General features: G+C 65.4%; 30 protein-coding genes and 1 tRNA gene. 10 read left to right on the forward strand and 21 right to left on the reverse strand.

Annotation, left to right across the window (positions count from 1 at the left end; translation table 11 throughout):
- Positions 1-54 precede the first annotated feature (54 nt).
- Positions 55-1479 carry an alpha,alpha-trehalose-phosphate synthase (UDP-forming) gene (locus tag GIY23_RS01875; RefSeq protein WP_154075078.1) on the reverse strand — a complete coding sequence of 475 codons (1425 nt, stop codon included), beginning with the start codon at positions 1477-1479 and terminating at the stop codon, positions 55-57.
- A gap of 76 nt (positions 1480-1555) precedes the next feature.
- On the reverse strand, positions 1556-2989 hold the full coding sequence (locus tag GIY23_RS01880; RefSeq protein WP_154075079.1) for a threonine/serine exporter family protein: 1434 nt from the start codon (positions 2987-2989) through the stop codon (positions 1556-1558).
- 435 nt (positions 2990-3424) lie between these two features.
- Between GIY23_RS01880 and GIY23_RS01885 the strand changes: the two genes are divergently transcribed.
- A tRNA-Thr gene (locus GIY23_RS01885) sits at positions 3425-3500 on the forward strand.
- Between the two features lie 78 nt (positions 3501-3578).
- Here the strand turns inward: GIY23_RS01885 and GIY23_RS01890 are convergent.
- The 12 genes from GIY23_RS01890 to GIY23_RS01945 form a co-directional block, all read right to left on the reverse strand.
- On the reverse strand, positions 3579-4796 hold the full coding sequence (locus tag GIY23_RS01890) for a tyrosine-type recombinase/integrase (protein WP_154078541.1): 1218 nt from the start codon (positions 4794-4796) through the stop codon (positions 3579-3581).
- Complete coding sequence (locus GIY23_RS01895; RefSeq protein ID WP_154075080.1) at positions 4796-4978, reverse strand: helix-turn-helix domain-containing protein; 183 nt, start codon at positions 4976-4978, stop codon at positions 4796-4798. Before GIY23_RS01895 ends, GIY23_RS01890 begins: the two co-directional genes overlap by 1 nt.
- A 22-nt stretch (positions 4979-5000) precedes the next feature.
- On the reverse strand, positions 5001-6527 hold the full coding sequence (locus GIY23_RS01900; RefSeq protein WP_228717498.1) for a replication initiator: 1527 nt from the start codon (positions 6525-6527) through the stop codon (positions 5001-5003).
- 11 nt (positions 6528-6538) lie between these two features.
- Positions 6539-6721: a hypothetical protein gene (locus GIY23_RS01905; RefSeq protein WP_154075082.1), complete on the reverse strand. Its 183-nt coding sequence runs from the start codon at positions 6719-6721 to the stop codon at positions 6539-6541.
- A gap of 5 nt (positions 6722-6726) precedes the next feature.
- A complete protein-coding gene (locus GIY23_RS01910; protein ID WP_154075083.1) occupies positions 6727-7005 on the reverse strand; it encodes a hypothetical protein in 279 nt (92 codons plus the stop codon).
- A 63-nt stretch (positions 7006-7068) separates the two neighbouring features.
- Positions 7069-7854, reverse strand: a complete 786-nt coding sequence (locus GIY23_RS01915; protein ID WP_228717499.1) for an FtsK/SpoIIIE domain-containing protein — start codon at positions 7852-7854, stop codon at positions 7069-7071.
- 28 nt (positions 7855-7882) lie between these two features.
- Complete coding sequence (locus GIY23_RS01920) at positions 7883-8677, reverse strand: RAD23 family protein (RefSeq protein ID WP_154075085.1); 795 nt, start codon at positions 8675-8677, stop codon at positions 7883-7885.
- Between the two features lie 110 nt (positions 8678-8787).
- Complete coding sequence (locus tag GIY23_RS01925) at positions 8788-8976, reverse strand: hypothetical protein (RefSeq protein ID WP_154075086.1); 189 nt, start codon at positions 8974-8976, stop codon at positions 8788-8790.
- Positions 8976-9251, reverse strand: a complete 276-nt coding sequence (locus GIY23_RS01930; RefSeq protein ID WP_154075087.1) for a hypothetical protein — start codon at positions 9249-9251, stop codon at positions 8976-8978. Before GIY23_RS01930 ends, GIY23_RS01925 begins: the two co-directional genes overlap by 1 nt.
- A 37-nt stretch (positions 9252-9288) precedes the next feature.
- Entirely contained in the window at positions 9289-9636 is a 348-nt protein-coding gene (locus GIY23_RS01935; RefSeq protein WP_154075088.1) for a hypothetical protein, read from the reverse strand.
- A gap of 113 nt (positions 9637-9749) precedes the next feature.
- Positions 9750-10328, reverse strand: a complete 579-nt coding sequence (locus GIY23_RS01940) for a flavoprotein (protein ID WP_222850215.1) — start codon at positions 10326-10328, stop codon at positions 9750-9752.
- On the reverse strand, positions 10325-11563 hold the full coding sequence (locus tag GIY23_RS01945) for a helix-turn-helix domain-containing protein (RefSeq protein WP_154075090.1): 1239 nt from the start codon (positions 11561-11563) through the stop codon (positions 10325-10327). Before GIY23_RS01945 ends, GIY23_RS01940 begins: the two co-directional genes overlap by 4 nt.
- A gap of 666 nt (positions 11564-12229) precedes the next feature.
- Between GIY23_RS01945 and GIY23_RS01950 the strand changes: the two genes are divergently transcribed.
- The 5 genes from GIY23_RS01950 (at position 12230) to GIY23_RS01970 (ending at position 17303) form a co-directional block, all read left to right on the forward strand.
- Positions 12230-13903 (forward strand): ABC transporter ATP-binding protein, encoded by a 1674-nt coding sequence (locus GIY23_RS01950; protein ID WP_154075091.1) that lies wholly within the window; start codon positions 12230-12232, stop codon positions 13901-13903.
- A gap of 132 nt (positions 13904-14035) precedes the next feature.
- A complete protein-coding gene (locus GIY23_RS23340) occupies positions 14036-14479 on the forward strand; it encodes a GtrA family protein (RefSeq protein ID WP_154075092.1) in 444 nt (147 codons plus the stop codon).
- Positions 14480-15423: 944 nt separating this feature from the next.
- Positions 15424-16614 (forward strand): asparagine synthase, encoded by a 1191-nt coding sequence (locus GIY23_RS01960; protein WP_187351993.1) that lies wholly within the window; start codon positions 15424-15426, stop codon positions 16612-16614.
- Positions 16615-16659: 45 nt separating this feature from the next.
- Positions 16660-16902, forward strand: a complete 243-nt coding sequence (locus GIY23_RS01965; RefSeq protein ID WP_228717669.1) for a PqqD family peptide modification chaperone — start codon at positions 16660-16662, stop codon at positions 16900-16902.
- Positions 16899-17303 carry a lasso peptide biosynthesis B2 protein gene (locus GIY23_RS01970; RefSeq protein ID WP_154075095.1) on the forward strand — a complete coding sequence of 135 codons (405 nt, stop codon included), beginning with the start codon at positions 16899-16901 and terminating at the stop codon, positions 17301-17303. Before GIY23_RS01965 ends, GIY23_RS01970 begins: the two co-directional genes overlap by 4 nt.
- A 741-nt stretch (positions 17304-18044) precedes the next feature.
- On the opposite strand, the gene GIY23_RS23345 is transcribed toward GIY23_RS01970, so the two are convergent.
- Genes GIY23_RS23345 through GIY23_RS01985 form a run of 3 tightly spaced genes read right to left on the reverse strand, consistent with a single transcriptional unit; the run spans position 18045 to position 19337 of the window.
- Positions 18045-18674, reverse strand: coding sequence for a tyrosine-type recombinase/integrase (locus GIY23_RS23345; protein WP_154078542.1), 630 nt, complete (start codon positions 18672-18674; stop codon positions 18045-18047).
- A gap of 25 nt (positions 18675-18699) precedes the next feature.
- On the reverse strand, positions 18700-18870 hold the full coding sequence (locus GIY23_RS01980) for a hypothetical protein (protein WP_187351995.1): 171 nt from the start codon (positions 18868-18870) through the stop codon (positions 18700-18702).
- Positions 18867-19337, reverse strand: coding sequence for a LysE family translocator (locus GIY23_RS01985; protein WP_154075097.1), 471 nt, complete (start codon positions 19335-19337; stop codon positions 18867-18869). The genes GIY23_RS01980 and GIY23_RS01985 overlap by 4 nt, the downstream gene beginning before the upstream one ends.
- 108 nt (positions 19338-19445) lie before the next feature.
- Between GIY23_RS01985 and GIY23_RS01990 the strand changes: the two genes are divergently transcribed.
- Complete coding sequence (locus GIY23_RS01990) at positions 19446-20066, forward strand: hypothetical protein (RefSeq protein WP_154075098.1); 621 nt, start codon at positions 19446-19448, stop codon at positions 20064-20066.
- Positions 20067-20282: 216 nt separating this feature from the next.
- On the forward strand, positions 20283-20780 hold the full coding sequence (locus GIY23_RS01995; RefSeq protein WP_154075099.1) for a TspO/MBR family protein: 498 nt from the start codon (positions 20283-20285) through the stop codon (positions 20778-20780).
- Positions 20781-20842: 62 nt separating this feature from the next.
- Here GIY23_RS01995 and GIY23_RS02000 read toward each other — a convergent pair whose 3' ends face one another.
- Positions 20843-21778, reverse strand: coding sequence for a YihY/virulence factor BrkB family protein (locus GIY23_RS02000; RefSeq protein WP_154075100.1), 936 nt, complete (start codon positions 21776-21778; stop codon positions 20843-20845).
- A 563-nt stretch (positions 21779-22341) separates the two neighbouring features.
- Here GIY23_RS02000 and GIY23_RS02005 point away from each other — a divergent pair.
- A complete protein-coding gene (locus GIY23_RS02005; protein WP_154075101.1) occupies positions 22342-22752 on the forward strand; it encodes a VOC family protein in 411 nt (136 codons plus the stop codon).
- 212 nt (positions 22753-22964) lie between these two features.
- Here GIY23_RS02005 and GIY23_RS02010 read toward each other — a convergent pair whose 3' ends face one another.
- Positions 22965-23717, reverse strand: a complete 753-nt coding sequence (locus GIY23_RS02010) for an SDR family NAD(P)-dependent oxidoreductase (protein WP_154075102.1) — start codon at positions 23715-23717, stop codon at positions 22965-22967.
- Between the two features lie 98 nt (positions 23718-23815).
- Here GIY23_RS02010 and GIY23_RS02015 point away from each other — a divergent pair, with 98 nt between their 5' ends.
- Positions 23816-24805 carry a sigma-70 family RNA polymerase sigma factor gene (locus GIY23_RS02015; RefSeq protein ID WP_154075103.1) on the forward strand — a complete coding sequence of 330 codons (990 nt, stop codon included), beginning with the start codon at positions 23816-23818 and terminating at the stop codon, positions 24803-24805.
- On the opposite strand, the gene GIY23_RS02020 is transcribed toward GIY23_RS02015, so the two are convergent.
- Both GIY23_RS02020 and GIY23_RS02025 read right to left on the reverse strand, forming a co-directional pair.
- Positions 24742-26070 (reverse strand): sensor histidine kinase, encoded by a 1329-nt coding sequence (locus GIY23_RS02020; protein ID WP_187351996.1) that lies wholly within the window; start codon positions 26068-26070, stop codon positions 24742-24744. The genes GIY23_RS02015 and GIY23_RS02020 overlap by 64 nt on opposite strands.
- 2 nt (positions 26071-26072) lie before the next feature.
- Positions 26073-26720, reverse strand: a complete 648-nt coding sequence (locus GIY23_RS02025) for a response regulator (protein WP_154075105.1) — start codon at positions 26718-26720, stop codon at positions 26073-26075.
- Positions 26721-26829 lie beyond the last annotated feature (109 nt).

Consider the following 26829-nt stretch of genomic DNA (forward strand, 5'->3'; position numbering starts at 1 on the left):
CACCGGTCCGGTCGGTACCAGCCGTGCGGTCTGGTCCGGTCGAGCCTGCCGCGCTCAGTGTGCTCCGAGTGCTTCCAGGAACGATCTCGCCCACCGGTCGACGTCGTGGGTGAGCACTTGTCTGCGCAACGCGCGCATCCTACGGCGCCCCTCGGCTTGCTCGATTCCGAGGGCCGCCGACAAGGACTCCTTCACACCGTCCAGGTTATGCGGATTCACCAGGAACGCACTCGTGAGCTCCGCCGCCGCGCCCGCGAACTCGCTGAGCACGAGGGTTCCGCCGAGGTCGTGGCGGGACGCCACGTACTCTTTGCACACGAGATTCATCCCATCGCGTACGGGTGTGACCACCATGACGTCCGCCGCGCAGTAGAACGCCACCAGGTCCTTGCGATCGATGTGGGTGTGCAAGTAGTGCACGGCGGGGTGGCCGACCCGGCCGAACTCGCCGTTGATGCGCCCGACCTCACGCTCGATGTCCTCGCGCATCTGCTTGTAGTGCTCGACGCGTTCCCGGCTCGGGGTGGCGACCTGGATCATCGCGACCTCGTCGGCACGGACCCGGCCCTCGGCGAGCAACTCGTGCATCGCGTGCAGACGCACGTCGATGCCCTTGGTGTAGTCGAGGCGGTCCACGCCGAGCATGATCTTGCGGGGGCTGCCTAGTTCGGCCCGGATCTCCTTCGCCCGCTGCTGCACCTCCTTGGTACGCGCGAGCTGGTCGAGCTCCGACGAGGCGATGGAGATCGGGAACGCGCCGACCCGCACCGTCCGGTCTCCGACCTGCACCATGCCCGGCCGGGAGCGCACCCCCACCTGGCCGCGGCTCGGTTCGAACCCGGCCAGTCGCCGCGCCAGCCACAGGAAGTTCTGCGCGCCGCCAGGGCGGTGGAATCCGACGAGGTCCGCGCCGAGCAGGCCACGGACGATCTCGGTCCGCCACGGCAACTGCATGAACAACTCGACCGGCGGGAACGGGATGTGCAGGAAGAACCCGATCCGCAGGTCCGGACGCAGCTCGCGCAGCATCGAAGGAACGAGCTGCAGCTGGTAGTCCTGCACCCACACGGTCGCGCCCTCGGCGCTGACCTCGGCGGTGGCCTCCGCGAACCGCTGGTTGACCCGCCGGTACGACTCCCACCAGCTGCGGTCGAAGACCGGCGAGACCACCACGTCGTGATACAGCGGCCACAGCGTCGCGTTCGAGAATCCCTCGTAGTACTCGCGGAACTCGTCCGACGAGAGCCGGACCGGGCGCAGCGTCATGTCCTCGTCGGTGAACGGTTCGACGTCGACGTCGGCGACACCGGGCCAGCCGACCCACGCGCCGTGGCGTGCCCGCAGGAACGGCTCCAGGGCGGTAACCAGCCCTCCCGGGCTGTGTTTCCATCGTTCGGTGCCGTCGGGGAGACGTTCGAGGTCCACCGGCAGACGGTTCGCGACCACGACGAAGTCGGCCCGCTCGGACTTCTCGCTCACCGGTGTGTTCCTCCTCCGCCGTGCACTTCCCGTGACCCTAACGACTGTTCCTCGCCCGCGCGGGCCGTAAACACGTTCAGTCCAGACGGCGCTCCGCGGGGCGCACGGGCCCGGCCATCCGCGGGCCCGCCATCTTTCGTTCGAGCCGCCCGAGGCCGGTGCGGACCGGACGGGCCAGGAACTCACCGAGCACCACGCCCGCACCCAGCGCGATCCCCGTCGCGACGGCGGTGATGAGCATGGGGACACCGGTGGTGTCTCCGGCGACGGCCAACGTGTAAAGCCCACGGTAGGTGGCCAGCCCCGGCAGCAGCGGCGCCACACCGGCGACAGCGATCACCAATACGGGGATGCGGAGGCGACGCGCGATGATGCCGCCGACGAAACCGACGACCGTGGTCGCGACCGCCGACGACAGGATGGGGCTGGTGCCGGTGAGCTGCAGCAGCGCGAACGTTCCGGCGGCGACCGAACCACCGAGCCCCGCGACGAGCAGCGGTCGGGGCGGCGAGTAGCTGGCCAGCGCGAAGCATGCGGAGGTCGAGGCGCCCGCGAGAGCCATGATCGGCACCCTGAGTGCGGGGGAGTCGATCTGGGCGCCGCCGATGCTTTCGAACGCCCCGCCGACGGCTTCCTGCCCGAAGACCTCCACGGACATGTAGAGCGCGAGCACCACACCCGCGATGAGTCCCGCCGACATCATGGCGATCTCGGCGATCCGGCCGGCCGCGGTCACGTTGTACCCCGTGATCGCGTCCTGCATGGACGCGACGACGGTGAGACCGGACAACAGAACGATGATGCTGGACGCGACGGCGAGCGCGGCGTCGGGCACCACGTTCGTGGAGGCACAGGCGATCGCCACACCGGTGGCTATCGCACCGCCGACGGCCTGCTGGAAGAAGAACGGCAAGGCTCGCTGGTTCAGCCACCGGCCGACGCGGTCGATCAACGCCGTCACCGCTGCGGCGACGAGCGGCAGCCACGGGTCGGAGCCGCCGCCGAGCAGGATCGACAGCGACGCCGCCATGCCCGCCCACGCCATCGTCGCGACCCAGCGCGGGAACGGGTGCGGAGACGTGGTGATCCGGTCGAGCTCCGCGTACGCCTCGGAGGCGGTGATCTGACCCCGGGTGATGCGCCGGACCAGCGATTCGACCTCGGTCAGCCGCGTGTAGTCGTTGGCGCGGTTGCGCACCACGCGCATCGTCGTGATCGGCAGCACCTCGGTGCCGCGATAGCAGGACACGGTGATCGACGTGTAGATGACGTCGACCTCGCAGTGCGGCAGGCCGTACGCGTTGGCCACGCCGAGGATCGTCGCGCTGACGTCGGACGCGCCCGCTCCGCTGGCCATCTGGACCTCGCCGATGCGCAGGCCGAGGTCGAGTACCAGGTGCACGGTCGCGTCGTCCGGCAGCTGCGGCCCGTACACGGCGCTGCGCGACCCGGCGGATTCCTCGGCCGGTCGACGACGCAGCGCTCCCCGAGCGCGCTGCGTGATTCCCACTGCGTGCCTACTTCCCTGTCTTGCCGCGCGCAGGGCGTTGCGCCGTGCACGATCCTCTCGGGGGGCATCGTCGTTCACGACACGACCGTTGCACCTCCGGCTCGTGTCGTCCATCACGAGTTCCCCACACCGCCGCACGGCCCCAGCCCACCCGTGATCGAACCCGCCATCACCGCAGGCCACCACCCCAGCTCAGGTGCCCCGCCAAGATCACCCCCGCGTTCTCTCTCATCCACCAAGTTCCCACCAAACCCATTCAGGTGACCCCCAGCCGCGCCCCGCCCCGTGCGCCCCCGCCGGGTGGCAAATTCGCGCGAATTTGCCACCCCGCCATCCACAGGGGGACCGAGTTGTCCACAGGTACGGCCGGAGGTGCCCGCGCCGCGGAGGGTGAGCGGCCACCGCTTAGGATGACGCCACGCGTCCCACGCGCACGCCGCCGTAGCTCAGCTGGTAGAGCACCCGCCTTGTAAGCGGACGGTCAGGGGTTCGAGTCCCCTCGGCGGCTCCACGATTCACCTGGGAAAACGTCATCGGCAAGCACCACCGGACACGTCCGATGTAGCAACGGATGTAGCAACGCACTCGTTCACAGGTGGTCCTCGAGGCGGTCCAACGCCTCTCGCTGCTCGTCGAGCGAGGCGTGAGCGTAGATGCTCATGGTGATCCGGCTGTCCGAGTGCCCTACGATCCGCGCCACGATGTGCGGCGGCACGCCGACGTCAAGCAGCAGGCTCACGCACGAGTGCCGCAAGTCGTGGAACCGCGTCTCGGGCAGCCCGATCCGGTCACGCAGCGGATGCCAGCTTCGACGCAGATTGCCGGGTTCCAACGGACGACCGATGGTGTTCGTGAACACCAAACCGGAATCCTTCCAGACCTCAGCACTCTCACGCTCCCGAATCTGGCGATCCTGGTGCGCTCGGAGTGCCCGGATACACACGCTCGGCAGCGGGATGGTTCGAGTTGAACCGGCAGTCTTGGTTGGAACTACCATCAACTCCCCGCCGACTCGTTGCAGCGTCTGAACCAGTTCCAACGCCCCTTCGTTGAGGTCGACGTCCTCCCAGCGGAGTCCAAGCAGCTCGGCGCGCCGAAGACCCAGGTAGAGCGCCAGCACATACAAGGCATGCAGGCGGTCATCCTCAGATTCCCGCAGGAGCTTTCTGGCGTCCGCGAGCTCCAAGCCGCGATTAACCCGGTACTTGGGGGTCTTGACCTGCACGAGCGTGGCGACGTTGCGCATGACCAGTTCCTCGCGCATGGCTTGTTGCAGCGCGTTGCGCAAGACGGCGTGGATGAATTGGATGGTGCGCACGGAGAGCCGTTTGTCGCAGCAGCGTCCCAATGCACAGCACTTCTGCTGGTCGACCGGCCGGTCAGCGTCGATGCCGTCGGCGCAACAGCGGCAGTCGTGCTCGAGCCGGGTAAAGAATGCCCGCATCTCGGGGGCTTTGAGGGTGGCGAGCTTCTTCTTACCCAGCCCGGGCACAAGGTAGCGACGAACGACCCCTTCGTAGCCCTGATACGTCTTGGGCCTCCGGTGGCGGACGACATTGGCCAACCAGTGTTCGAGGTAGGCTCCGAGCGTCCACGACTCGGCAGCGACCGGGACGCCGTTGTCGGAGTCGTTGATCTTCTTGCGGAGTTTGCGGTCGGCCTCGGTCTTGGTCTTGGCTGAGACGGTGATCCGCTTGCGGTGCCCGGTCGTGGTTAGCACGTAGGCCGCACCGACCCAGATGCCGTCCTTGCGCTGATAGACCGAGCCTTGCCCGTTCGAGCGCTTCTTGCCACGCTTGTCGGCCATCACAGAGCCCCTTCCATCAGGTGCTCGATGTAGTTGTCGACGGCTTGACGCGGTATGCGTCGTGCTCCTCCGATCTTGACCGAGGCCAGCTCACCGTTGCGGATCAGGTCGAACACGGCCGTGCGACCGACGTCGAGCAGTTTCGCGACCTCTTCCACGCGATACATCAACTTCGTCTCCATCAGTTCATTCCTCCTTCGCAGGTCAGAAAGGTTGTTCGGTGGCTTCCTCCTTGACGGTGTGGCGGTGTTCGCGGGCTTTGGCGGCGGCGGTGTTGGCGAGTTGGGCGTCGGCGGTGGTGTGCCAGCCGATGCCGGCGAAGGTGAGGTGGCCGATGGTGAGGATGTCGGGTTCGTCGCCGGGCTGGACTGTCTTGTCGGGGTAGTCCTCGGCGTGGGCTTGCTGGCGTTTCCAGTTGCGGCGGGCGGCGCGGAGGGTGGCGAGGGTGGTGGAGTAGCGGCGGGATTTGGTGGAGAAGTGTCCGCCGAAGCCGAGTTGGTGTGCCCACCGGTGCAGCCCTGCCCAGGCTTTCTGGAATGCGATGCGCTCGTCGACGTTTTCGTCGAGGCGGGCGATGCCATCCGGTAACTGGCCGATGTACCAGGCGGCGGTGATGAGCCGGCCGGGGTGCGTGTTCATGTCGGCGTAGTAGCCGACGGTGTCGTGGGTGAGCCGGCGGGAGAGGTGCCCGGTGGTTTCGGTGGCTTTGGTGGCGTATTTGGCGAGGTAGCCGGCGACGGCGGTGTCGGTGAGGGCACCGTTGTCGTCGAGGTCCCGGACGGTCAGCCGCACCTGCCGGGTATCGATCGAACGCTCACCCCAGGACAACAGCCATCCGTCGGGTCGTTCGGGGTGGGCCGGGGTGCGGTAGCTGGTGGTCTCCGCGGCTTGGCGCAGGGCGTGTTCGAAGTAGGCGACGTGCAGGCGTGGGTCGGGTGGGGTGATGCAGTCCGGGTCGAGGGGGTCGACGCCGTCGAGACGGACGAGGGCGTGGAAGTGCACGACCCCGCGTGCTTGGAATTCGGCGACTTTGGCGTAGGAGACGCGCAGTTTCACGCCGTAGCGTTTGCCGAGGCGGTCGACTTCCCGGCGCATGTTCTGGCTGGTGTAGCGCCACAGCTCCCCGGCGTAGGCGTTGAACACCACTTGCGCTTGGTGGTCGTAGCAGTCCAAGCAGAACGGCCGGCCCGCGTAGTCATCGCCGGTTTCGTGCCGGCGCAGGCACGAGAACTCGATGCCGTGTTCGCACACGTGCGGATCACGCCGTGGATGGCACGGCTTTCCGGACTTGTGGGCAGTGTGCACGGCCCCGAACGACGGGGCGGCGAGGGTCAGGAACACGGTGGGGTGGTCGGTGACGGTGTCGGGGACACCTTTGCCGCCGAGCAGGCCCGCGTGCACGAGGTGGTAGGTGTCGGCTCGGTAGGTCTCGGCACAGTGCGGGCACACGCTGGCGCGGCGGTTGCCGCAGGCGGTGTAGAGCACCCCATCCGGCATATGTGCGGTGTCGAGGTCGGCGGTCACCTCTCCGGTGCTGGGGTCGGCCGATGTGGTGCGGCCGGCGAGGCGGATGGGGTAGCGGCAGCCGGCGGCCGAAGCGATGTGCCGCAGCCAGCGGTCGTAGCCGGGTTGACTGGCGCGGTGGACGAGGCCGGCGGTGTCGGGTGTCTCGGCGACGGCTCCCGCCCCCAGTACCGAGCGTGTGTGTCCGGTGCTGGGGGTGAGAGTCATGGTCGAGGCGGTCAACGGTTCTCGATCTCCTGAAGTTGGGTTCCGGTCAGGTACAGCCCGCAGGACCGGCAGAGATAGCGGTGTGCCGACTCGTCGGTGTGAGCGGGCGGATGGGCGTCCACTCGGGACAGGTCACTGGGATCGCAGTGCCAGCGATGGGACATCGCGATCTGCGATTCATTCGCCACCTGCACCGGAATCACCCACGGTCTCGGGTGGTGTCGTGGTGCCCCGGGAAGGCCGGATTAGCCTCCAGGTCGCGGGTGGTGGCCCAGACGAACCCGGGAACCGGTTCCCCTTGTGTCCGTAGGACGGGAATCAACCCGTCGGTGTGGACGCATTCGGGGGCGAAGGCTGAATATTGGCCGGTACGGGTGTCGATGCCCAGGCGGAAGCAGTCGACCTCGTTCGTGTCCGGGTATTCGATGAACAGCCACAGTTCATCGACAGCGACGGCCAGTGGATACGTGACGTACATGAGACACACTCCTCCTACGATCGGAATAGCGAGATTTCGTTGCGAGAAACCGAAAAAGGGTGGTTAGTAGGCGATGGTGGTGCGGAGTTGGTGGGCGTAGTCCACGAGCGCGTAAATGTCGGCATCCGAGAGGTAGGCGGATTTCATCCGACGCGGCATGCCACCCTCAGCCAGCAGGAGGCCGATGCCTCGGTCTTCGGGTGCGATATGCGTGGCGGATTGGCCTTGTTTGGCCCAGCCGTGCCCGAGGATGATGTCCGAGGACGCCTCGGTGGTGCAGCGGAACGCGCACCGGAACCCGAACAAGTCCCGCAGGCTGGTGGGGATGATGTCGGCGCTGGGGCGTTGGGTGGCGGCGACGACGATGACGCCGGCGGCACGACCCCGAGCGACCAGGTCACGCACGAGGCGCACGAACTTCTCCTGTTGTTCTTTGCTGCCGATGGTCGCGGAGTAGTAGGCGATCTCGTCGATGACCGCGACGATCACGTCGACCGGGTCGGTCTGGGTGATTTTGCGCCGGCGGACGCGGTCGAGTTCGTCGTAGCGCCAGTCCATGACGCGTTGCAGCTCCTGAAGGCGTGCGAGACCGGCATCGATGTCCGGGCCGACGAACACGTCGGACACGGACTTCCACAGGCCCAACTCGACTTGTTTGCCGTCGAAAAGCCACAGCCGGGTGTCGGTGCACATCGCTGCGTGGGCGACGATGTTGTTCAAAGCGACGGACTTTCCGGAGCCGGGTTCGCCGCCGAGCAGGATGTTGCGGTAGATCAACTCGATGTCCACGCCGTAGCCACGCTCGTCGATGCCGAGATGGACGGGGTCGTAGATGGACAACCCCGACACGGGGACCGGTTTATCCAGGGGTTGGGTGTCAGTCGACATAGTCACTCAGGTCCTCTCCGTTCACGACCACCGCAGCCGCAACGGGCTTCCGGGCGGTCTCAGACGTTTTCGAGTCAGCAGCCGAGGCACCGGTGCGGCGCTCGTCGGCAGGAGTCTCCGAGGCGGCCGTCGGGGCCGGCGGAGTAGGTTTGATCGGCGTCACCGTGGCCGCATCCGGCTCCGCCGGCGCACGGTGTTTCGTGAACCGCGACAACGGCGAACCGACCGCCGAGGCGGCGAGGGGATCGCGGCGGATCACATCGATCGCACACACCGTCGACAGCTTCCGGACCGTGTGCAGCCGGGCGTCCCGGGCCATACACGCTGGGGCGATGTAATCCAGGGCGTCTTCAACGTCCCGAGCGGCCGAACCGGCCGGCAGCCAGACCCAGATCCGTTCACCGGTCTTCGTCGGGCGAGCCCAAAACAACAACGGGTAGTCCCCGTCACGGGTGACCGTGCGGATCTTCGTCTGCCGCAACGACGAGCGGATCCGATGCCGATCGACCACACACCACACGCGCGAGACCACCATCCGCCGGGTGTGCGGTATCGCGAACACGAGTAGTGGGATTCCGATGAGGACACCGCCGGTGAGCCAGGGGTTGCCGAAGGAATCCAGCCAGAAGAACAGCACCAGCCCGAGCACGAGGGTGGTGATTTCGGCGCGCCAGCGCACCAGTGTTCCGAGGATGACGAACCCGACCCACTGTTTCGGTCGGGGCATCATTTCCACCACGTCCACGGTCGCGCCGCGACGGGTGCTGCGAGTAGCCTTAGCCATGCTCAACGCCCTCCCAGGCACAGTTGAGAAGCACGAATGAATGTGGGGAAACGGGGCCGGGTCGAGACGCCTGCCAGCACCCTCGAGCCGGTCCCGTTTCACCTGGTTCGTTAGCGGTGTGCCAGTCCGAATGCGGACTCGGCCTGCTGGATCGACTCCACACAGCCGATCAACACATCAATCACATCGAGCATCTGATCCATCGTGTGAAACCGGACCAACTGCTCACCATCAGCACCATGCAAAACCAACTCGCTGGTGCCGTCGGTGTACTGGATTTCGCGGACGTCGCACTGCATCACAACCGTCCTTCCGTCTCCGGTACGGACAACTGCGAGACCTCGAAGCCAGCCTCGGCGAAGGCGACCTTCGCCATCAGCAGTGAGGCGACGCCGTCCAGATAGGCACGTACACGTGCCATCTCCCGGATTCCATCCCAATCGGGCCATCTACCGGTCTCATTCGAGCGGTAGAGCCGGTTCATCGAGAACACGTGCCAGCTGTGCTTCTCGGCGCACACGGCGCGCCACTGGCACCACCATTGATCGGTCAATTCACTACGAAGCTGCGTCATCACACAAACCTTTCGGTGCGTCCACAAGGGGTGGTGTTCAGGACGCGGCAGCGCCCGAGGACTTACCCGACGCAGTACCGGTCGAGACTGGTGTGATCGACTTCGCGCGATACGCAGTGCCGTTGCGCCCGTTCTGCGCCCACGGAATCGCCTGAAGCTCCGCCGGGGACACCGGCTGACCCTTCGCAACCTTCGGCGGGACAGCACCCGCGACGGTCACGTTGATCACCTCGGCCCCGCCTTCATCCACGGCAACCAGCTGCACAGCAAACAACGGCTCCTTGGTGTTGCGGTCCATCCGCTGCACACCGTTCTGATCATTCTTCGGCTCGGCCTCACGCGAGACCGTGAACGACACCTGCGACACATCAATCAACAGACGCATAACAAAGCCCTCCTCGGCTTTTGTCTACTTTGGTTTCAAACCCCGTCATCGCGGAGTGACACCAGTAGACAGTCGAGGAGGGCGTACGACCCGGACAAACTGTCCGGGTAGGTCTATGAGGGGTCTGGACGGTTCACGTAGGCGTCGTTGACGGTCTGCAGAATCGCAGGCCACGGCAGGTCTTTTCCGGGTGGAGCCTGGCGAGGTTCGTGTAGTGGCCAGACGTCGTCACCGTAGACGAGGTGAACGCCGACCTTCCGCAGAGCCACTAGGTGCTGGTCCCACATGGGTTGCCGAGCATGGGCGGCGTTGACGCGGGGGAACACGACGACGGGCACCACCTGCCCGCCGATGACCTCGCAAGCCGTGGTCAGAAGCTGGTTGTCGGCCAGGCCGAGAGCGAGTTTGGCCACTGTGTTCGCACTGGCCGGCACGACTGCGTAGACGTCGATCGGTGGATGGGGGCTCGATTCCCCGGGCATTCGCGGCTGAATACGCACCTCGTACCCGGTAGCTGCTTCGAGCCTGCGCACCTCACCGAGGTTGTCCAACCACGTGGCGGCGGTGGGGCTGGCAACGATGGCCACCGACCAGCCGGCCTCGATAGCCGGTTGGACGAACTTCTCCCGGATGCGTTCCGCGCCTCCGGCAGCGGTGATGAGCAAGCCGAGGGTGGGGCGCGAGGTGTTCACTGAAGAGCCCTGCAACGCTCGGCAAGTCCGGACAGTGGCGAGGACTTCGCGCCGCCAGTCACCGGTGCTCTGCGATGCATCGCTTTCACCGTTTCGCGGACACCGGGGTTGTGCCGCACGAGCTGGGGAGCCTCGTGTTCGGCGGTCAGCAGGTTCTGCAGAGCCGGTTCGTCCTCGGCAACCATGCTTTGCGCGCGAGCCACGTCGATCATGTGCGTCGCTTGCCGCTCCACGGGCAAGTGCTCTACCGCGATGGACGGACCGTGTTCGACGACGTAGGGCACGTCTCCGAGGTCGAGAGCAGCGGCCAAACGGTGCAGCTCGACGTTCGTTGGCCCGAACCCTGTCTGCCAGTAGTTGCCGTCTTCGTTGAGGCTCCGCGCGACCGAGTGCGCTTGACGGAGCAACTCGGTCGCCGTCTGTCGATCCTGCCGACGAGCGGCAGCGATGGCGGTACGTAGGTGCAACATGCCGAACAGGCTCAACGCGGACGGGTCGCCCTTGGCCATCTGGGGAGAAAGCCAGGTCGACGCGGTGTTACCCAGCGACAGCGCGTCATCGAATCGTCCAACCGCGAGCAGCGCGTGCGTGCCGGCCCGTGCAGCCGAGGCAAGTACGAGCGGGTCGCCAGAGTGATCCGCAGCTTGCATGGCTCGTTCCGCAGCGATCCACGAGAGGTCCGCTTCACCCACCTTGCTCAACGTCGTCGCGGCCAGGTGGTGGGTCCGAGCCGACACAGCCCAGCATGCCCGCACGTCACCCTCGCCAGCATTCGCGGCGTCCTCGAGCTGTTGTGCAGTCTCAATGAGACCGGGAAGTGAGGACACGACACGACCGAGCCTGCCTGATTGGTAGCCGTCCCAGGCTTGCTCGACAAAGTGCGCCGACGAAGTCGGATTCACGTTGATCGGGGCCGCAGCCGCGCCGAACAGGGTGCGGGAGAGCCGACGCGGAGTCATCAGGGCGTCACGAACAGCCGGTATGTCATCGTTCTGCTCGTCGTCTTCCATCAGTACCGGCTGACCGAACAAATCCGGCACAGTCACACGAAGCGCACGAGCAACGTCGGAGATGACGTCGAGCCGACGAATGTCGCGCTCACCGCGCTCGATCTTGCTCAGCCAGGATTCCTTGCGACCAACCAGGTTCGCCAAGACCTCCTGAGTCAGGCCCCGCCTCCGTCGATAGAACTTGATCCGTTCTCCAACGGTCATCTGGTCACCTGCTCCGCGCATGGCTCTGATTTTACCTGGTCAGCACCCGGGGGTACACACCAACACAGGTCATGAGTACAGGAAAACTCCTACACAGCAGGGAAACCGGTTCACGCTGCTTGATCCCCAGCGGATGCGCCAGGTGCACGTGTGCACCCCGCCTTGGCAAGCACGTCCGCGGTCCCATACCACCCGCATTTTGCCTCCAACACCACCTCGGGATCGGCACCGGCCTTCGCGATCTCGGCCGCTAACGTCAGCGGGTCGTTCTCGATGCGAGCGAGGCCCAACCGTTCACCGGCGGCACCCCTGCAGCACGATTACCGCCCGGCGACGGTGCACAGCGATCCCAACAAACTGCTTGCCGTCATACTTCAATACCAGGACCTCCTTCGTCGTGTGAAGTGAGCACCCCGAGCGCTCTCGGACCCAGAAGAGCGGAGGCCCCCGCTCCTTCATCGCATCAGCGCCCGTCCTGCTAGCGGCCCCTGTCAGCGTCGTTGCCTCAATGGAGGTCCCTCTTCTTGCGGCGCACGACTTACCGTAGGTTCAGGCGTCGCCAAACTCGGCGGCGCGCTGTGTCCCATCTCACTTCCGCCGTGGAAGGTGGCGTTCGAGTCGGTTTGCGCTGTAGACACAGCGTCTGTGCGCATTCTGTTCGACCATGCTCGCCCACACCTTTCGGTGATGGCGATCGGCCTACTCCTTGCACTCGTCAGCAGCGCCTCCGGGCTTGCTCAGCCGCTTGCTGTTCGCGCAGTAATCGACGCGCTTGGTGTGGGTGACTCATTGCTCCCACCGGTCCTCGTGCTCTGCACGCTCATTGCTGTCAGTGGCGTTGCTAATGGCGTGAACACCTACTTGCTTGGACGTGTAGGTGAACAGGTGGTCTTCGGTGTTCGTCGCCACCTTTCCTCGAGGCTTGTGCGTCTCCGGGTGCCTGAACTCGACGCGCGTTCTCCCGGCGACCTGATCTCCCGGGCTACTGCGGATACCAACTGGATTCGAACAGCAGCCGCGCTAGCTCCGGTTCAGATTGTCAACGGAACGGTGGGGCTAATTGGGGCCCTTATCCTCATGGCGGTCTTGGATCTGCGACTGTTCGGCGTCACACTAATTGTGCTGATTGTTGTGGGTGGCATCGTCCGCATCGTTATGCCCCGCATTCGAGAGGCCACAGAGCATGCCCAGACTTCTGTCGGACGTGTCGGATCAGCTTTGGATCGCGCGCTCGGCGCGTCGCGCACAGTTAAAGCCGCGGGAGCAGAGGAACGCGAGCAGACGATTGTCGAGCGTGCCTCAGCTGAGGCATACGAGGCTGGCCTCTTAGGGGCCCGGTGGAACGCTGTACTTAGCGTCGTCTCCGAAATGGCATTGCAGGTCTCGTTCCTGATCGTCCTCGGCGTCGGAGGCGCCTTCGTCGCAGCGGGGACACTGTCAGTGTCGACGCTGGTGGCGTTCCTTCTCTATTTGTTCTACATCACCGCCCCCCTCTCTGAACTCGTCCGGGCAACGACCATGATTCAGCAAGGACTCGGTGCGGCCGCACGCGTTTCGGAGGTATACAAGCTAGAAGTTGAGCCTGATGTTGACCACACTCACGCCCCTTCTGAAAAGGAGACGGTAAACGCTCCCGCTCTTGAGTTCGAGGGAGTGCGGTTCAGCTATCCCGGTCGTGAAGAGGTACTCCGCGGAGTCGCGTTTACTGTGCCGGCTGGTTCGCGAGTAGCCCTGGTAGGCCCGTCTGGCGCAGGCAAGTCCACGATCTTTTCTCTGCTGTTGCGGTTTTATGACGCGACAGCGGGGGTCATCCGACTAGACGAGACTGACATCGGTTCCATTAACCGCGGGGCACTACGAAGCCGCATCGGTCATGTCGAACAAGACGCTCCCGTGCTTGAGGGGACGCTGAGGGAGAATCTTTGCTACGCGGCACCGCACGCTAGCGCTAACAGGATCGCTGAAGTCATCCGCGAAACTCACCTGTCCTCTCTTGTTGAGCGTCTTCCGGAGGGAATCGACACCCAACTTGGTGCGCGTGGCGTCACCCTCTCCGGGGGAGAGCGTCAACGCCTCGCGATCGCTCGTGCATTCCTACGGAGGCCGGGATTGCTCCTACTCGATGAGGCCACCGCACACCTCGACGCTCGAACTGAGGATGCGCTGCGAGACACGTTGATGGGCGGCACTACGCATTGCACAGTTTTCGTCATTGCCCACCGCCTGGCCACGGTGCGGGATGCTGACAGAGTCGTCGTTCTTGACCGAGGCTACGTCCGTGCGATCGGAAACCACGAGGAGCTGATCGCACACGATGACCTCTACCACGAGCTCGCCGTCACCCAGCTCCAGTCCGGATGATCGGGTGGTGCGATACAACACGCGGCATGCAGTAGCCGTCCTGCATACGCGCGACACCTGAGGCCAGCGCAGTGGCCGTGCTTGCTTCTGATAACCTGAACTTTGAAACTGCTCACGGTCGGCGGGAGAAAAATGCGTACTGTTGACGAAGGCGTGAGCCCTCGTACACTTTCCCTGCGTCAGCAGTTGGTTCGGTTCGTTCTTATAGGTAGTACTTGCGCAGTGATCGACGCAGGAACTTACTCAATTTTTCTGGCAGCGGGCGCACCTTCGTTCGGCAGCAAGACCGCAGGGTTCATCTTAGGTACCACTGCGTCCTATCTTGTAAATCGGCGGTTTACGTTCAACTCGGACAGCAACGGGCACTCCGTTATGACGGTAGCGCTTTTCGCGGCAGTCTATCTAGCGACTCTTGCTGTCAACGTAGGATCCAATGAACTACTACTCGGGGTGCTCCCCACAGTACCCATCACTGATGGGGAACTGGTACGATACGCGCTTAGCTGGGTGATTGCGCAAGCGCTGAGCACCATTCTCAACTTTATCCTCCTTCGCACTGTCGTGTTCCGTCACTAATTCGCCATTGCAAATCATCCTGACTCTTGCGACGATCGCTTGACCCTGTTTCAGTTTTAGTGAACAACTAAATCAGGCCTATTCGCTTATGGCAGTAGCAATCCTACCGAACTAAGAAAGGGTCACGATGAACGAAAATCAGATGACCGACGAGCCCGTCGCCGCACAAGACTCATATGTGCGTCCCTCGCTGATCGAGATCGGTAGCTTCCGGGACCACACTCGCGGGATCAACGGGACTACTTGGGAACCGCAGCCCCTTACCTGGGCTGGCCCCTGATTTCGGCTCGTCGGACACAGAGGGCTTAATGCTCGAGAACTGCACGAACGGTTCTCCTGGCGGTGAGGCATGGTTCGTCGCATTTCCAGACCAGTCGACCAGCCTCACCGTCGGGGCCGATATCAGCCATCAGGCAACGTCAGTAATTCACCATTCGTCGGGACGACCGTGGATTATCGGCTCGTGGGCCGAATCACAGGTCGCCGCCATTAGACGCGAAAACGCACATATCGCCGTGATTGGGAACGCGGCGGGAGCGCGCAACATTGTTGAGCGTTACATCGACGGCGTCACCAGAATCGAGGACGTCACGCCGCTCGCCAGGGAGCTTCGCGGGTCTTTCTTCATTTTGGCCAAGATTGGTGACCGATGTCGAATCCAGGGTCCTGTCTCTGGGGTCAAGCGGGTGTTTCACTCTGCAAACCGCTCCGGATATTCAGTTGTCGGAAGCCGAAGTGATCTCGTCGCGGCTTGTCTGCCCACCGGCCGAGAGCTCGACTACACATGGCTTTGCGCTCGCTTGGTATACCCGCCGAGCCCGCGATCACTACGCTCTGGATCGCCGTGGCGTGACGTCGAGGCGGTTCCAACCGAAACGTACGCCGCACTTACGGACTCTGGAAAGGTCACCACGCATCGATGGTGGCACCCACCATCGCCCGAGATGACGGTCGCCGAAGCCGCAGAGCCGCTCGGCGAAGCGCTTCGGTCGGCGGTGGCTGCCCGAACCGACGTCGCAGGGCAGAATCTCAGTGCGGACCTATCCGGAGGACTCGATTCCACGCCGCTGTGCCTGCTCGCCTACCAGCTGCGGTCAAGACCGCTCCTGATTACACAGGCGGGTGACGACCGCGCGAACGACGACGCTCGATTCGCTTCCCTTGCGGCAGCGTCGATGCCCGGGTGCAAACACCTCGTCCAGCAACCGCACGAACTCCCGTTACCGTTCTCGGACGCTTTGACAGCGAGTGCCGGACTAGACGAACCTGACTCAGGCTTCCGCAATCGCAGCCGCACCGCGGCCATCGGCCGCCAACTACGCAGCTTTGGCAGTACCATCCATATCGGCGGAGCCGGTGGCGACGAGGTCCTACAGCCGCCTCCAACTTACTTACATGGTCTCATTAGGCGAACCCCCCGCCGTGGCTATCGCTACGTTCAGGCCTTCCGTGCACGCCGCCCGGCCTGCGGCCGCGGCGACATGCTTCACTTCCTCATGAATCAGTCCTCTTACACCGAATGGCAGCAACAGCAGATCGCAGACCTGACGAGCCCCATGCCACGTCATTTGCTGGGTTCTTGGGGGACACCTTTCCGTTTGCCGCCTTGGCTCACCAATGATGCCGTTGAAATTGTTCGGGACTCGCTGACAAATTCACAAAATGATGAGCCATTCGATACAGAGCGTGGCCAGCATGATGCAGCTGAGAGTATAATCAACGCTGGTCGCGTGACCCGAATGACCGGGCAAACTCTTGCACAAGAGTTTCTTTCGTCCGAATTCCCCTTTCTGGATGATCATGTAGTCAATATTGCGCTCTCCGTCCGGCCGGAGGAGAAGGCGGATCCGTGGACTTTCAAGCCCTTGATCCGGGCAGCAATGGAGAGAGAAGTGCCATCCGAGGTTCTGAGCCGATCGACCAAAGCTGATGTGTCGTCCGAAGTTTACGATGGCATGCGAAAATCCCGTGAAGATTTATTGAAGATTTGCACGGAATCCCACTTGGCTGAAGCTGGGCTGCTGGACATAGATTCTCTAGTTGACACTCTAGAGGCGCCACCAAATCCCAACCACCACCCAACCATGCTGAACGAGACACTAGCGACCGAGGCGTGGCTTAGAGCAAACGCTTAAAGCGCGATCAGGAGGACTCGGGTGAAAGTCAACTTATGTCGCCATGTGACCCATTCCGCGTTCCCGGACGGTTCCGCAGTACTTCTCGACGGAAAAGCAGGACGGTACTGGCAACTCAATGAGACCGGGAACCTGATGCTCAAACATCTCCTGTCCGGGCAATCTGCGACAGAGACAGCTCGTCTGATGGGCTCAGAACTTCCTGTCTCCCCTGCGCAGCTGGAGCATGACCTTGCGATATTGATTACTCAGCTCGAGTCGGCCAACTTGGTGAGGCGCAAAAAGTGAGCACGCCAATCCCACTTCCGCCCGCCGCGAGACTGTCTTTGGTCGATCGTGCAGTCGGTCTGACCGCCGTAGGTGCAGCGAGACTCATAGCGCTTACGCCACCCGTCGTGCTCATGCGGCTGCTGCGTCTTCTGCGAACCGGGGCGCGTCCCGCCACGTACCGCGAGGCAGCTCGTGCGCGCGAGATCGTAACCTCGGTAAGCATTATGTGTGCTGGAGAAGGCTGTGTACAACGTTCCATCGCGACCGTTGTGATCAGCCGACTCCGTGGCAGCTGGCCAATATGGCGTTCAGGTGTGCGCCACGACCCGTTCCGAGCACACGCCTGGGTGGAAGCTGAAGGCCATCCGGTTGAAGAGCCCGAAACCACAACTGGGTACACCCCCATCCTCTCGGTCTAGAGCAGGAGTCCGTCCGCAAGACCATGTCCGATTGTCCATCCTCACTTCGATGGCTAGGTCGATGGGCTGCACGCGCCGGTGCAGCTCATGCTGGAGTTGTTGGACGACACGCTGCTTTGGTACGGCGGCCGTGGTGCACGTCGATCAACTGGTTTCTTACCCCGGCATCCCCAAGCCACGCGCCCTTTGCCTGCGTCGAAGACGTTCACGCACCAATGACCGATTCGTGCCCGGTCATGGTCAGCACGTAGGCCGCCCATGAACCGACGGAGGACAACCAATGTGAGGACTTTCTGTACGGTTTCAAGCCGCCCCGGGACGGGGCGGTCGGGCGGCCAACTCCGGCGACCTGGCGCGCCGCTCGTGCCTCGCTCTGCGCCGGGCGGTCGCGACGGGTCGGCACGCCCGCCATCACGTGCGGGGCGTGCGTGAAGGGTGCAGATATCGTCACTCGTCACCTCGAGTCGGTGGTGCCACCCTCTCCGCGCCCGGGATGGTCAAAGCCGAGGTCGACAGCATCAACCCCGCCTTCGGCGTCCCGATCCCGCCGGGGGTCACCTCGACGACGGAAAGGCTGGCCCTGGGTGCGGGGCCGGTAGCGGGATCGGGAGTCCCGGGTTGATGCTGCCGACCTCGGCAGTGCGGCGGGCAAGGACGCGGTAAGGGTGGCGTGCGAGTCATGGCCCGGTGCCGGTAGGCGCACACGGCCGCCGGTTCAGCAACGGCTGTAGCAACCCAGCCCTATCGTGCCGATCCACAAAGGACCAGGCCACGACGATTCCTGCTGGTGTCGAACGAATCCGAACCGACGAGACGTGCGGAACCGTGCCTTGTAAGCGGACGGTCAGGGGTTCGAGTCCCCTCGGCGGCTCCATCGGTGACCAGGGAAACCCCTGGCGGAAGATTTACCGGGGTTCGTTCTTTAGCAACGGCTGTAGCAACCGGCTCAGTCAAGGTGGTTCTCCAGCTTGTCAGGGCTTGCCGTTGCTCTTCGACTGAAGCGTGCGCGTAGATCCCCATCGTCACGCGCATGTCCGAGTTCCCGACGATCTTCGAGACGATGTGTGGCGGGACTCCGACGTCGAGCAGCAAGCTCACGCAGGTGTGCCGGAGGTCGTGGAACCGTTTTTCCGGGTGAACGATCGCCTTGCGCAGGGCGTACCAACTACGCCGGACGTTGTCAGGCTCGGTCGGTGTTCCGATCGTGCTCGTGAAAACCAGGCCGGAGTCCATCCAGACCGCAGCCTCATCACTCTCGCGCTGGTGGCGAGACCGTACGCACCGATAGCCGCTTGTCGCAGCACTGGCCGGGTGTGGCCCCAGGACCTTCTTGACAGTTGGCCAGTTTCCAGCCTTGGACCGTGATCGCATTGGTCGCGGTGCCACGGCGGTCTTCTCAGCGGACGGTGCCAGCCAGTAGAAGGGTGGCCAGCGTGCCGTAGACGCCTGCCGCGAGCCGTTCGAGGAGCGTCCGGGTCGTCGTTCGATGCAGCACCCGGTCCCGGACCGCGCCTGCCAGGTATCCGATCCCGAGATCCGCGAGCAAGCCCAGGGTCTGCAGAATCAAGCCCAGCATGAGCACTGGAGGACCGGATTTTCGGTGGCCTCGCCGAGGAACTGCGGCAGGAACGCGGTGAAAGGGAGCATGATCTTCGGATTGGCGATGTTCACTGCGAAACCACGCCGGAACACGTTGGCCGACTGTTCGGGGGACGGCTCCAGCGGCGACCCGCTCGAACGCCAGGTCGCCCATGCGAGATACGAGAGATACGCAGCGCCGCCGAGCTGGATCACCTCTGCGATGCCCGGCGCAGCGGCAAGGAACGCGCCGACGCCCAGGGCCGTGAGAACGACGTAGACACTGACTGCGGCGGTGATGCCCAAGGCAGCTCGGGTCGCGCCGCCCCGACCGTCTCGCAATCCGGTGGCCACGATGAAGGCCATGTCCGGCCCCGGAGCCAGCAAGAGGACGACGACAGCGGCAATGAAAGCGGGCAGGACACCGAGGTCGACCCACATGTAACCCGTAGACACGGTTTCATAGGTTACGGCGTAGCGGACTGCCCGGGGCCCTGCCTGGGACCGAAGACCTTCGGCGGGCGTTCCGGGTCGCGTGTGTTTCGTCGCGTAGCGTGGCGAGTGATGGCTTTGAACAGCAGCGACAAGGGCACTGAGCCCGAGGGCGAGCAGGCAGACACTTCGGTGCTCGAGTCACAGGACGCGGCACCGGCCGACACGAGCGCTCAGGCGCGCGGCGACGGCAGTGCTGGCGCTGACGACCCTCACAACGTCCCGGCCCAGCCGGGCGGTTCCACGGCCACGGCGACGACCGCCACGGGAGCCTCGGCCACGAGCATGGGAGCGGGGGCTGCGGCCGTCGTCAGCGCCGGGCTCGGGCTGAGTTCCCTGAGCGGCACGTCGCTCGGCGAGATGATGCGTACCCGGCAGGAAATCGTCGGAACGATCGAGCAACAAACCGGCGGGGGTGGTGGCGACCAGATCCAGACCCTCTACGGCGCACCGTGGAACGCGGTCGCGATGGTCAACGGCGTCTTCGCCTTGCTCGCCATCCTCGTCGGTGGGGTCGTGCTGGCCGCGCTGGCCAAGCGGACCGGTGGCGCGCGATGGGTCAACGCCGTCGCACTGGGCGGCGTCGCACTCGGTGTGCTCGGGCTGCTGGTCGCGGGAGGAATGTACCTGGACCTCTTCGCCGGCCCGCCGGTTTTGCCGCAGATGCCCTCCATGCCCGGCGCCCCTGGCTGAGGAACCGCAAGACGTCGGTGCGCCGTGGGCGCAGCGATGAGAGACGACGATGTAGCCCTCGCGCAGCAGGCCAGGAGTGCTCTGGGACGCGGTGAGCGGCGGCGTCTCCCCAGACGGTGGTAAGCGCCCCGCGTCACGCTGTGCTGCGCGTGTCGTCGCACGAGGCTTGCCCGGCAAGCACAATCGACGGAGCAACCGATCCGTCGAGGGGGCCTCATGGCGACGCTGATTGGCGTCCGGACATGGCCGCACGTCGTGGGTGTCTGGCTAGGCTTCCTCGCCGTCGTCGCCGTGATCGCGGTGGTCGGCTCGCTGGCCTCGGTGACCGCGAGCGAGAGCTACACCGAGTTGACCCTGCCTTCGTGGGCACCGCCGTCATGGGTGTTCGGTCCGGTCTGGACTGTGCTGTACGTACTGATCGCCACCGCCGGTTGGCAGCTCTGGCGCAGCGCGGGCCAATGGCGAACGGTGCAGACCGAGCTGAGCCTCTATGCGGTCGGACCGGTGTTGAACGCCGTCTGGACGCCCCTGTTCTTCGGTGCCGGAGCGCCGGTCGCAGCCCTGGTCGACATCGTGCTGCTGGTCGTCGTGGTCGCCGCCACGATCGTCGTGTTCGCTCGCCGGGACGGCGTGGCCGCGCTCCTGCTCGTTCCCTACTGGGCGTGGACGGCCTTCGCGACCGCTCTGAACGCGGCGATAGTCGTTCTCAACTGAACCCCTGGTTTGACACGAGCGCGTCGGCCGGACGAACGCGGTGCACCCCGGCGCCGTGAGCGTCAGTCCTGCGCTGCCGCTGCGAGCCGCGCCCGTTTCCGCGCGGTGACCCGGCTGGGCATGACGCGGTCGAGCTCGGCGTTCACCGCGGCGCCGAGGAGTACCGCGAACGCGGTGAGGTAGAGCCAGAACAGCAGGCCAACCGGGGCGGCCAGGAACCCGTACACGGGGGACTGCTGGAGGATGATCGTCAGGTAGACGCGCAACGCCGCGCTGCCGAGCAGCCACAGCACCAAAGCCAGCACCGCCCCCGGGATGTGTTCACGCCAGGGGGTGCGCAGTGGCACCGCCAACGTGTACAGGGTGGTCAGCACCGCGATCGACCCCAACGCGATCCCCGGCCAGTAGAACCAGTGGATCAGTCCGGACGCTTGTGGTGCGAGCGCGGACAGCCAGCCGGGCCCCACGGCCAGCAACGGCAGCAGCACGATGCCGCTGATCAGCCCGAGGGTGTACAGCAGCAGCGACAGCAACCGTTGGCGAACGATGCTGCGTTGCTCGGCGAGGTTGTACACCAGCGAGATCGCGTCCACGAAGACGTTCAGTGCTGCCGACCCCGACCACAACGCGATGACGAACCCGATCGAGACCACTCCTGCCTGACCGGTACTGAGCACCTCGTCGAGGGTCGGGCGCAGGAGCTGCTCGATGCCCTGCGGCGAGAGGACGGCGCCCGCCGCGGTCTCCAGGGTGCCGCGCACCGCACCGACGGTGTCGGAGCCGATCACTCCGGCGAAGTAGCCGAGCGTGCCGACCAGCCCGAACAGCAGCGGCGGCAGCGACGTGAGCATGAAGAACGCGGCCTCGCCCGCCAGGCCGGTGAGCCGGTGCCGACTGATCACTTCGACGGTGATGCGGACGAGTCGTATCCCGGCGCGGCCGGCGAGGCGCAGCCACGTCAGCCATGTCGGCCTGCTGCTGCGGCTGGCGATCTTCACGCTCCTCCTCCGGTGCCCTCCTGCGGCGGTCTGCGATGCCCATGAGAGTCGCGGAGACGTCCGTTCAGCACGCTGTCGTGATCCAGAACATAGTCTCCTGGCCGGTGGTTCGGGCCGCCCCACCGTGCCGTACCGCTCGGACGTCACGGTTGACTACGACCGTCCTGGGTGGTGAGCAGCCGCGAGTTCCGCTCCTGAGAGGGCATTGTGGAACTTGGGTCTATGGTCCATGACCGGCGTCCCACTTCACGCTTCGCAGCGTTGAGGTCCTCTTGAGTACCACGCGTACACGGCGAGAACCCCTGCCTTGCGAGGCACGAACTCTGAACGCCGGAGCGTCCCACCTTGTCGTGGCTGGTCACGTAGGACCGTGCCCTCCGGGCACAACGGCCAGTTCCCCCATGCACTCTGAGGACGACGAGGTCCCCTGGTCGCCCTCCCGGGAGGCAGACCGGACCGTGTGCAGCGTGCTCGCACGTCGGCGTGTCCGCAGTAGGCCCGATGACGCGGGGAGAATCCTGGAGCCCCCGATGAGTTCCTCCGAACGGAGGGGTCTGACTCCCATGACTGATGACACGACGAACACGCGAACGACGGTCTCGAACATCGGCGTAGCCATGTTCGCCGTCGCTGACCAGGACGCGGCGCGCGCCTTCTACACCGGCAAGCTCGGTTTCGAGCTTCGTGGCGACACCGCGTTCGGCGAGAACGGCGAGATGCGCTGGTTGGAGGTGGCGCCTCCGGGCTCCCGGACCCGGTTGGCGTTGAACCCGGCGATGGGAGGAGCGCCCGGTGGCGGCATGATCGGTGTCGAGACGTCGGACGTGGTCGCCGAGTACGAACGGTTGCGCGCCGTCGGCGGCATCGACCTCGACCCGGAGCCGACGCGCACCTCTGGCGCGCCGCTGCTGTTCATGCTGCGTGACCCGGACGGCAACACCATCGTCGTCGTGGAGGCTCCCGCCGACACGTAGGTGCTCTCGGATGACACACCCCAACGAGGCGAACGGCACTTTCGCCTCACGTGACGAGACGAACGGCACTTTCGCCTCATGTGGCGAGGCGAGCGGCACTTTCGCCTCACGTGGCGAGGCGAACGGCACTTTCGCCTCACGTGACGAGGCGAACGTGCCGCTCACCTGGTGTGAGCGTGGCGCTCGCTCGGTGTGGTTCCGTGTGCGGTCCTTCAGTCGAGGAGTGCGCCGCAGCTGATGTTGGCCGTGGCGGCGGTCATGGTCCGAGCCTTGTCGGAGGCGACGAAGGCAGCGACGTTGCCGAGATCCTCGAGCGACGCGGTCTTGCCGCCGAGAGTCGCCGCTTCGAGCTCCTTCGTGATCGCCTCCTTGTGCGCGAAGTCTGCCGGGATGCTCTCCGGGATGCCGCCCGTTCGCAGGGTCACTACGCGGACCCCGTCCGCCCCGAGCTCGGTGGCGAACTGCCTGCGCATCGCTTCGACGGTGTGCAGTGCGATCTGGAACCCGCCGAGGTAGTGATCGCGCATGGGGTCGCCCTCGCCGCCGAACGCGAGGAGGACGCCCGCGCCCTGGCCGCGCATGTGACGGGCGGCCGCACGCCACACGAGGAACGTCGAACGCACCGCGACGTGGATCGGGCGCTCGAAATCGGACAGGGCCATGTCCGCCATCGGGGTGCCCTGCACGTCCTGTAGTCCGACGAGGGGGAACGCCACGTCGAGGCTGCCCGCACGTGCCGCCACGTCGTCGGCGTGGGCGTGGACGGCGTTTTCGTCGAGCGCGTCGACTTCGGCGGTCTCGGCCGAACCGCCAGCGGCGTGAACCTCTTTCGCCACGACATCGAGGGTGGTGCGGGTGCGCCCGGCGAGGAAGACCCGGGCGCCTTCGGCCGCGAACGTGCGCGCTACGGCGGCGCCGATCGCTCCGGCGCCGTAGATGACGGCGTTCTTGTTCTCAAGCAGCATGTCGACCTCCACGGTGAGTCAGGGCGCGTCCCCCGTACCGACGAGGTAGACCGGCGGAACCGGCGAAAATTGTCGGGGCGCTCGGTATCGTCTCCGGTGTGACGGTCGCGACAGCTGACGACGCCTTTCTCGCGCAGATCGAGCCGCTGCGCCGGGAACTCACGGCGCACTGCTATCGAATGGTGGGCTCGGTGCACGAGGCCGAAGATCTCGTGCAGGAGACGTACTTGCGTGCGTGGCGCGCGCGGGATCAGTTCGAGGAACGGTCGTCGCTACGCACGTGGCTGTACCGGATCGCGACGAACACGTGTCTGACCGCGTTGCGGGGTGCGCAGCGCAGGCCGCTCCCCACGGGTGTGGGCGGGCCGTCGCCGGACGCGCGGGCGACGTTGGCGACCGATACGGACATGCCGTGGCTGGAACCGCTGCCGGACACCGTGGTGTGGTCGAACGCGGCCCCCGACCCCGCCGAGGACGTGGTGACCAGGGACAGCGTGCGCCTCGCGTTCGTCGCCGCGTTGCAGTACCTCACCGCCCAGCAGCGTGCCGTCGTGCTGCTCTGCGACGTGCTGAAGTGGCGTGCCCGGGAAGCCGCGGACGCCTTGGAGGTCAGCGTCGCGGCGGTCAACAGCAGCCTGCAGCGTGCTCGGGCACAGCTGGCGAAGGTCGACGCCGCGGACGTCGAACGCTTGGACAACGCCGACGACCGGGTGCGGGACCTGCTGTCGCGCTATGTCGCGGCGTTCGAAAGCTACGACGTGACCGGGATCGTCGCGCTGCTCACCGAGGATGTGGTGTGGGAGATGCCGCCGTTCACCAGCTGGTTCGTCGGTGCCGACGCGGTTCGTGGTCTCGTCGAGGACCAGTGCCCGGCATCGGCGCCGGGCGACATGCGGATGGTGCCCACCTCGGCGAACGGGTTGCCGGTGTTGGCGGTCTACGAGCGGGACGAAGACGGCGTGCACCGGGCGTTCCAGCTGCAGCAGTTGACGGTGACCGCGGGCGGTGTGTCCCACGTGACCTGTTACTTCGACACGTCGCTGTTCGCGAAGTTCGGCCTGGCCTCCGAGCTGCCTCCCGTGCCCTGAGCGGTCTGCTCCGCGTTCTCCTGGGTGTCGTCGACCTCGCCGGTTTCCGGGGCGGGCAGCTCGGCCGAGACTTCGTAGCCGCCGTCGCGGCACTCCCCGGAAGCGAACTCGCCGTTGAGCAGCGAGACGCGCTCGCGCATCCCGAGCAGCCCGTGACCTCCGCTGGGCAGGTTGGCCCGGGCTCGGAGCCGTGCAGGACCGCCGTTGCGGATGCGGATCCCGGCAGAGTTCGGCGCGAACCGCACCACGACCTCGGTGGACACGAAACCGGCGTGCTTGTGGACGTTCGAGAGCGCCTCCTGCGCGATCCGGTAGAGCGTGCGTTCCACCGGCCCCGGCAGGCCCCTGGCCTCGCCCTCCATCGTCGTCCGCACCGGCAGGCCCGCGTGGCGTGACCGTTCCACCAGGTCAGGAAGGTCCCGCAACGTGGGCTGCGGACCGCGTGAGGACTCTTCGTCGCCGCTGGAACGACGTAGCACGTCGATGACGTCGCGGAGTTCCCCCAGCGCCCGGCGGTTCGTGTCGCCGATCTTGCGCGCCAGCTCGGAGATCTTCGGGTCGGCGTCCGATACGGTCGCTTCGAGCGCGCCGGTGTAGACGACGGCCAAGCCGATGTTGTGCGCGACGACGTCGTGCATCTCGCGAGCGAGACGCGAGCGCTCCTCGGCCAACGCGTTCGCCGCCAGCAGATGCCGCTCGCGGTCGAGGCGTTCGGCGCGCTCGCGCAGATCCTCCACGGCACGGTCCCGTCCCCGCAGGTACATGCCGATGACTCCGGGAGTCACGACGAACGACATCATCATGAACGCCATGTCCCACAGGCTCAGCGGCCCCAGGTCGTCGACCTTCTGCACCAACCACGGATTGAGGTAGTAATTCGCCAGGATCAGCCCCGCGCTGCTCGACGCGGCCACCATCCACGACTTTTCCCACCGGGTGTAGCGGGCCATCGTGCACAGGCACACCGTCAGCATCGGCACGTTGAACCCGACCGCCGTCGCCGCCAGAGCCAGCAGCGTCACCTGCGCCGGGAACCGCCGGCGCGCGATCAGCGCCACGGCCAGCGCGGACATGATCCAGGACGCCCACTCGCCCGCTTCGCCGACGCCGGACTGCCGCACCGCGATCGGGTTCACCCAGAAGATCCCGGCGACGACCATCAGGTCGAACAGCACCGCGCCGGGCGAGGACCACCACAGGAACATCCGTTCCGAGAGCAACCAGCGACCGAGCAGTCGGCTCCGGGCCGTGACCGGGTCGAGCACGCTCAACTCACCACACCGGCGTCGTGCGCGAGGATCGCGACCTGCACCCGGTTCTCGCAGTCCAGCTTCATGAACAGCTGGCTCACGTAGCCCTTCACGGTCGACTCGGTGAGCTGCAACGTCCGGGCGATCGCCGAGTTCGACATCCCGGCGCCGACGAGTTCCAGGATGCTGTTCTCCCGTGGCGTGAGCGTGTCCAGGCGTTCCTGCGCGGCTTTCGCCTTGCCGGGGCTGCCGCCGAACCGGGCCATGACCCGCTTGGTCACCGAGGGGGACAGCATCGCGTCGCCCGCGGCGACCACGCGCACCGCCCGCAGCAGTTCTTCGTAGTGCGTGTCCTTGAGCAGGAAGCCCGACGCGCCGGCCTCGATCGCGGCGTACACGTGGTCGTCGAGGTCGAACATCGTGAGCACCAGCACCTTGGGTGGCGACGACTGGTCCACGATGGCTCTGGTGGCTTCGATCCCGTCCACGTGCGGCATCTGGACGTCCATCACGACGACGTCCGGCTTGCACCTGCGCGCCGCGACCACCGCGTCGGCGCCGTCGCCCGCCTCGTCCACGACGGTGAGGTCCGCGGCGCTGTCCAGGATGACGCGCAGGCCCGCACGTACCAGCTCTTCGTCGTCGACCAGCAGCACGCGAATCACGCGGGACACCGTACCGAGGAACCCCTTCTGCCGACGTGGGACTTTCGTCGGGTATTCGATCTCGGCAGCGGGTGACGCGGGCCGGTCTGCGTGGGTGGTTGCGCGGCGG

Origin of the sequence: Allosaccharopolyspora coralli (assembly GCF_009664835.1) — a bacterium.
Lineage (GTDB): Bacteria > Actinomycetota > Actinomycetes > Mycobacteriales > Pseudonocardiaceae > Allosaccharopolyspora > Allosaccharopolyspora coralli.

Excerpts from the sequence above, each read along its gene's own strand:
- GIY23_RS23345 (WP_154078542.1), bottom strand. The coding sequence starts at position 18,674 with ATGCGATCACGGTCCAAGGCTGGAAACTGGCCAACTGTCAAGAAGGTC.
- GIY23_RS02010 (WP_154075102.1), bottom strand. The coding sequence starts at position 23,717 with ATGCTGCTTGAGAACAAGAACGCCGTCATCTACGGCGCCGGAGCGATC.
- GIY23_RS01945 (WP_154075090.1), bottom strand. The coding sequence starts at position 11,563 with ATGCGCGGAGCAGGTGACCAGATGACCGTTGGAGAACGGATCAAGTTC.
- GIY23_RS01920 (WP_154075085.1), bottom strand. The coding sequence starts at position 8,677 with ATGGCTAAGGCTACTCGCAGCACCCGTCGCGGCGCGACCGTGGACGTG.
- GIY23_RS01995 (WP_154075099.1), top strand. The coding sequence starts at position 20,283 with ATGGCGACGCTGATTGGCGTCCGGACATGGCCGCACGTCGTGGGTGTC.
- GIY23_RS01910 (WP_154075083.1), bottom strand. The coding sequence starts at position 7,005 with ATGTACGTCACGTATCCACTGGCCGTCGCTGTCGATGAACTGTGGCTG.
- GIY23_RS01930 (WP_154075087.1), bottom strand. The coding sequence starts at position 9,251 with ATGACGCAGCTTCGTAGTGAATTGACCGATCAATGGTGGTGCCAGTGG.
- GIY23_RS23340 (WP_154075092.1), top strand. The coding sequence starts at position 14,036 with ATGCGTACTGTTGACGAAGGCGTGAGCCCTCGTACACTTTCCCTGCGT.
- GIY23_RS01895 (WP_154075080.1), bottom strand. The coding sequence starts at position 4,978 with ATGGAGACGAAGTTGATGTATCGCGTGGAAGAGGTCGCGAAACTGCTC.
- GIY23_RS01890 (WP_154078541.1), bottom strand. The coding sequence starts at position 4,796 with ATGGCCGACAAGCGTGGCAAGAAGCGCTCGAACGGGCAAGGCTCGGTC.
- GIY23_RS01950 (WP_154075091.1), top strand. The coding sequence starts at position 12,230 with ATGGCGATCGGCCTACTCCTTGCACTCGTCAGCAGCGCCTCCGGGCTT.
- GIY23_RS02005 (WP_154075101.1), top strand. The coding sequence starts at position 22,342 with ATGACTGATGACACGACGAACACGCGAACGACGGTCTCGAACATCGGC.
- GIY23_RS01960 (WP_187351993.1), top strand. The coding sequence starts at position 15,424 with ATGACGGTCGCCGAAGCCGCAGAGCCGCTCGGCGAAGCGCTTCGGTCG.
- GIY23_RS01935 (WP_154075088.1), bottom strand. The coding sequence starts at position 9,636 with ATGCGTCTGTTGATTGATGTGTCGCAGGTGTCGTTCACGGTCTCGCGT.
- GIY23_RS01925 (WP_154075086.1), bottom strand. The coding sequence starts at position 8,976 with ATGCAGTGCGACGTCCGCGAAATCCAGTACACCGACGGCACCAGCGAG.
- GIY23_RS01900 (WP_228717498.1), bottom strand. The coding sequence starts at position 6,527 with ATGACTCTCACCCCCAGCACCGGACACACACGCTCGGTACTGGGGGCG.
- GIY23_RS01990 (WP_154075098.1), top strand. The coding sequence starts at position 19,446 with ATGGCTTTGAACAGCAGCGACAAGGGCACTGAGCCCGAGGGCGAGCAG.